Genomic DNA, 5,280 nt, shown 5'->3' on the forward strand with positions numbered 1-5,280 from the left:
ACCTGGATTTCGTCACAGGGGAGGAAATGCACGGTGACGCCGCAGACTTTTTGGTCGGTGTAGTCGGGGACCGAAGCAAGCTTGCTGTGTTGGCGTTTTTGCGCATCAACCTTTTCAACCCAAGCAAGGTATCTGGGCCAATCTGCATAGCCCGGAAACTCGTCGGCCAGTTCACTGATCCCGCTAGCCCCTGTCTCCCAATCAATCCGAACCGTCATCCCTGGAACCCATTCGGCCGGCAGGCTGATATGCCCGCCGCCCCCTCCTTGCCAAGCCCCGATTGCGTCCAGCCCGGAATGCCCATCCACAGCGAAATGATTGATCGCCCAATGGGTGTGGTTGATACCGATGATCCTGGCGTGGGCAGTCGCTGTCGGCAGGAGTGCCAACAAGGCACAAACCGCAGCAGGCCGGACACCGAATAGGGTTGCGCTACGCGAAGCAGCGCTCTTCATTTCGGGCATGACTGTGGCTCCGGCAGTCTCAGTGGGATATTGATGGGGTAGTCGGGGTTGCCGTGGCCCTTGCAGGAAGTCGTTACCTGGATTTCGTCGCAGGGGAGGAAATGCACGGTGACGCCGCAGACTTTCTGGTTGGTGTAGTCAGGAACTAGGGCGAGTTTGCTGTGCTGGCGCTTTTGCGCATCAATCTTTTCGAGCCATGCGTCGTATTTGGCCTCATCAGCAAACCCCGGGAACTCACTGGCGAGGTCGCTCATACCGCTGACCCCTGTCTCCCAGTCAACTCGAACGGTCATACCCGGCACCCATTTGGAAGGCAGGCTGATATGCCCGCCTCCTCCTCCTTGCCAAGCCCCGATGATGTCCAGCCCGGAATGCCCATCCACAGCGAAATGGTTGATCGCCCAATGAGTGTGGTTGATACCGATGATCCTGGCGTGGGCAGTCGCTGCCGGCAGGAGTGCCAACAAAGCACAAATCGCAGCAGGCAGGATTCCGAACAGGGTGCTTCTACTTCCATTACGCCGACGCATCGTCCACCTCTCCGAGGCTGGCGTAGAACGCTTGCCATTCGTCATCGACTGCCTGCTGCGCCTGGGCCAGTTGCTCGGCATCCAATGCCCCAGGGTGTGGCGCAGGCGCTACCGGCCAGACGACTCCGCTGTCAGTCACGGCCTGGTTACGTTCGAGAATCCGCGCCAGGGCCCGGCGGTGGGTGGCGCCGAAGAACACCATGCGCTCGCAGAGGTAATTGCCAAAGGGCTCGCGTCCCTGCTGGTACATGAACCAGGCCCGGGAGTCGTGAATCTGGTTGTCGAACAGGGCACGCAACATTCCCAGGGGCTTTTTGGCATTGAAGTCCTCCCGGACATTGCCGCGATTCTTCACGCTTTGATGGTTCAGCTCACCCGACGGCGGTGGAAACAGCAGGCTGACGCGCTCGCGCCCAAGGGCCTTGAGGTGTTCCTGCTCACGAAAGAAAGCGATCTTGAGGTTGTCCGGCAGAGACAGCGGCATGCTCTTGTTAGCGGCGACGATCTCCAGCTGGCGCTGCTTGTAGGTAACTTCGAATTCGCTCGCCGCATCGGACAACTGGGTCTTGGCCATATCGGCATCGAAGTACTTGGGGCCGGGTTCCAGCGGTCTGGCCGGCAGGCGCTGCCGCCGCTCCAGGCTTTGCTGCTCGAGACGCCGGGCCTCGACGGCTTTCTGGCGCTCCGCTTGTGCCGTTTTGGCACGTTCATAGTCCTCGGGCGCGGCTTCGGTGTCGGTCGCCTCGATCCAGAACGGCTCGCGCTTCAGGGTCTGGAAGGCATAGCGGTCGATACGCCAGGCCGTGATCCAGCCCAGTTGATCGCGCAGGATGTCTTCGACCGACTTGTCGGCGGGGAGGGGCTGGTAGTGCTCGACCTGCTCGATGGGGAGGGGTTGTGGGGCTGGGGCAAGGCCTAGGGTTGCTTGGCGCCAGGCGTTGAAGCGGTCGGTAAGTGTTGGATAAATCTCAAACTGTATTTCGATATCAGGATCCATGACCCTCCATGAATCGTTTTGGTACTGCTGCGGTAAAACAGTCATCGGAACTTTTAGCGGGCTCCCATTTGCAAATGCATCCGAATACATGTCATGCAAAGCAATCTGCGAGAGCAGCAAGCCATCAGTCTGGCCAATCCCCTTCCCCTGATCCCCCGGCGGATACCCGCCCCCCTGATCGGAATGCACACCAGGATGAACCACCTCCGTACTGTTTTCCGGATAGCTGCCATCGGCCCGTCGAATCGAATCCAGCGGAAAACTCTGGCGCTGTTCATGACTGGCCACGATATGCAGGCAACGCTTGACCAGCTTGCTGGTGGGTAGCTCCTGGGTCTCGTCGGCCCAGCTCATATGGCCGTCGGCAATGGGAAACGAGTCGGCAATGCCCACGGAGGCCACGGTGTCCAGGAGGCCCAGGTACTGGATCTGCATGGGCAGTACCAGCTCGCCATGTTTCAGCACCGGTTGCGTGTCGACATCCTCCAACAGCTCGTTCAGCCAGTGCACGAAGGCTCGGGCGCTGGCCGCCCCACGGGAAAAGCCATAGACATACAGGCGCACCCCCAATAGCCGCGACTGGCCGCCCCGCTCGCTCATGGCCGTGAGCAACGGCTTTTCAAGGGCTGCCAGTTGCCGGAAGAACTCGCGCTTGCGGTTGAGCCGCCCTCGCCTGGCTTCATGGCTCTTGTACCACTGGGTGGACATGGCCTCGATCGACTCGCGCAGGGACTGATGGTCCAGCCAGTCCCGGCCAAGGGAGCGCCCCAGGGCATCCACCAGCATCAACAAGCCCCAGTTGATCCGTTCCTCGCCGCGGTTGGCGGAGATCAGGCCGGAATCGCTGTACTCAAGATCGCCCACCTCGGGAAACGGCGTGCCCACCCCCGGCATGTAGTACTTGAAGAACTGCCGATGCCCTTCACCGGGCAAATCGGTCAGGGCACTGGAACCGCTGCTATGGGACGTGCCGCCGGCATAGCCATCGCCGATGGTGGCCCGGAACAACCGGCCGATATTGGTCGGCGACGCCGGCTTGGCGATATACAGGTCGTGGTTGAGGTTATTGCCCGTGCCATCGAAGAACAGGCTGATATGCAAGGTCTTACAGCACGGCGGCATCACCCGGCGCCCGGCCGCCAGGCTCAGGGCCTCGCGGTAATCACCCTCCGGCTCGCCCTGGATACGCAGGTTGGCTTCGACCTGCTCCACCCGCGAGGGCAACCGCCCCTGCACGGGGAACTGGGGTGGGTAGCAGACAGCAGAAAGTTTCATTTCGGACATGACTGAGGCTCCGGCAGGTTCAGCGGGATATTGATCGGGTAGTCGGGATGGCCGTGGCCTTTGCAGGAGGTCGTTACCTGGATTTCGTCGCAGGGGAGGAAATGCACGGTGACGCCGCAGAATTTCTGGTTGGTGTAGTCGGGGACGAGCACATTTTTGGTATGTACGCGCTTTTGGGCATTTACCCTTTGCTTCCACTCTGAGTACTTGGGCCAGTCAGCGAACCCTGGAAAATCTCCAGAAAAAGCAATTCCCGTCTCCCACTCAACCCGAACCGTCATCCCCGGAACCCATTCGGCTGGAAGGCTGATATGCCCGCCGCCCCCTCCTTGCCAAGGCCCGATTGCGTCCAGCCCGGACTGCCCATTCACAGCGAAATGGTTGATCGCCCAGTGGGTATGGTTGATACCGATGATCCTCGCCTGGGCAGTCGCTGCCGGCAGCAATGCCAGCAAGGCACAGACCGCAGCAGGCAGGACACCGAACAGGGAGGTGCTATGTCGACGCATCGCCGACCTCTTTATTTCGGGCATGACTGAGGCTCCGGCAGTTTCAGCGGGATATTGATGGGATAGTCAGGATCGCCATAACCCTTGCAGGAGGTCGTCACCTGGATTTCGTCGCAAGGCAGGAAATGCACGGTGACGCCACAGACTTTCTGGTTGGTGTAGTCGGGGACCAAGGCGAGTTTGCTGTGTTGCCTTTTGGCAGAAAGCACTTGCTCTCTCCACGCTTCGTACTTTTTCTGATCTGCAAAACCCGGAAACTCACTGGCGAGGTCACTCATACCGCTTACGCCCGTCTCCCAATCAATCCGCACCGTCATCCCCGGCACCCATTCGGCCGGCAGGCTGATATGCCCGCCTCCCCCTCCTTGCCAAGGCCCAATGATGTCCAGCCCGGACTGCCCATCCACAGCGAAATGGTTGATCGCCCAGTGGGTGTGGTTGATACCGATGATCCTGGCGTGGGCATTGCCCATCACCGTCATCCCCATCAGGCCGGCGAGCAGCAGCACCAGGGGCCTTGCGCCAAAGCACGGGATATAACGCGTCATGCCTTGCCTCCCTGGCTGGCCTGGGCAGCCTGCAAGTGTTCGAGGATGAAGGCGTCATAGCGTGTCTGCGCAAACACCCCGGCCTCACTCGCATCGAGCACCGCCCGATAACACGCCTGAAAGCGCTGTTCGGCCCCCCAGCCCTCGGGCAGCGAGGCGCGGAGGCTGTCCTGAACCTCCATCGCATCGGCGGCACAGCACAGCACGTCGACCTGCCGGTCACTGAGTTCACAAGGCAGCGGATCGTCAACGCAGTCGGTGTCCGCCGTGCCGGCCAGATGCCGGGGGATGCCGTCGCGGTCCAGCCAGCTCCAACGCAATGCCGGTGCCAGCAGGCACTGTTGCTGCTCGGCGTTCAGCACATGGCTGAACAGCAGCGGGAACAGGCGCGGGTCGTAGTAGCGCAGCACGCCGCTACCGCCGCCGTTGCGGGCTTGCAGACACTGGCCGAGGTATTCGCCCAGGCGCCGGAAGGACCAGCGGGAGATCAGCACCAGCAGCCGCGATTCATGGCCGAAGGCGCTGATCAGTTGTTCAAGCCAGAACCGGTGCAGAGGCTGGTCCAGATCGATGCGCACCAGCAAAGGCGAGAGGTCGCCATGGGCGGCTTCGGGCCAGCCCTCGAACAGCGCATGCCAGGGCATCGCCGGCACCATCTGCTTGATGCCGCTGGCTACCAGCGGGTCGAGACCGACCTGGTCGATGATCACGTGCACCGCGTTGCAGTGCAGTTTGCTGCACGCGCTGTCGAGCCGTTGCAGCCAGGTTTGTGCCGTGAGTTCCATCATGCTTGTGTCTCCCTTGTGGTGTAACCGAGGCCTTTCGCCCTGGCCTTTTCCAGGCATTCCCGGCACACCGCCCCCGGCAACTCCGACGTCGGCAGAATCGGCAACTCGAAACTCTCCCCCGCCGGCCGCCTGAGCCGGTGCTGCCCCTTGAGCTCCAGCA

At 61.3% G+C, this 5,280-nt stretch carries 6 protein-coding genes; all 6 read right to left on the bottom strand.

Annotated features, from left to right (window positions below):
- The coding region (tli1a, locus tag ACODSK_RS32255; protein ID WP_489022172.1) for a Tli1a family immunity protein at window positions 1-455 on the bottom strand (455 nt) is incomplete at its 3' end.
- Window positions 452-994, bottom strand: a complete 543-nt coding sequence (gene tli1a / locus ACODSK_RS32260; RefSeq protein ID WP_489022162.1) for a Tli1a family immunity protein — start codon at window positions 992-994, stop codon at window positions 452-454. The genes tli1a (ACODSK_RS32260) and tli1a (ACODSK_RS32255), both read right to left, overlap by 4 nt.
- Window positions 981-3,275 carry a T6SS phospholipase effector Tle1-like catalytic domain-containing protein gene (locus ACODSK_RS32265; protein ID WP_489022164.1) on the bottom strand — a complete coding sequence of 765 codons (2,295 nt, stop codon included), beginning with the start codon at window positions 3,273-3,275 and terminating at the stop codon, window positions 981-983. Before ACODSK_RS32265 ends, tli1a (ACODSK_RS32260) begins: the two co-directional genes overlap by 14 nt.
- Complete coding sequence (gene tli1a / locus ACODSK_RS32270) at window positions 3,263-3,808, bottom strand: Tli1a family immunity protein (RefSeq protein WP_489022166.1); 546 nt, start codon at window positions 3,806-3,808, stop codon at window positions 3,263-3,265. Before tli1a (ACODSK_RS32270) ends, ACODSK_RS32265 begins: the two co-directional genes overlap by 13 nt.
- Window positions 3,796-4,332, bottom strand: coding sequence for a Tli1a family immunity protein (gene tli1a, locus ACODSK_RS32275; RefSeq protein WP_489022168.1), 537 nt, complete (start codon window positions 4,330-4,332; stop codon window positions 3,796-3,798). Before tli1a (ACODSK_RS32275) ends, tli1a (ACODSK_RS32270) begins: the two co-directional genes overlap by 13 nt.
- Entirely contained in the window at window positions 4,329-5,120 is a 792-nt protein-coding gene (gene tla1 / locus ACODSK_RS32280; RefSeq protein WP_489022170.1) for a toxin Tle1 chaperone Tla1, read from the bottom strand. The genes tli1a (ACODSK_RS32275) and tla1 overlap by 4 nt, the downstream gene beginning before the upstream one ends.
- Window positions 5,121-5,280 lie beyond the last annotated feature (160 nt).

Source organism: Pseudomonas sp. FG98 (assembly GCF_057808595.1).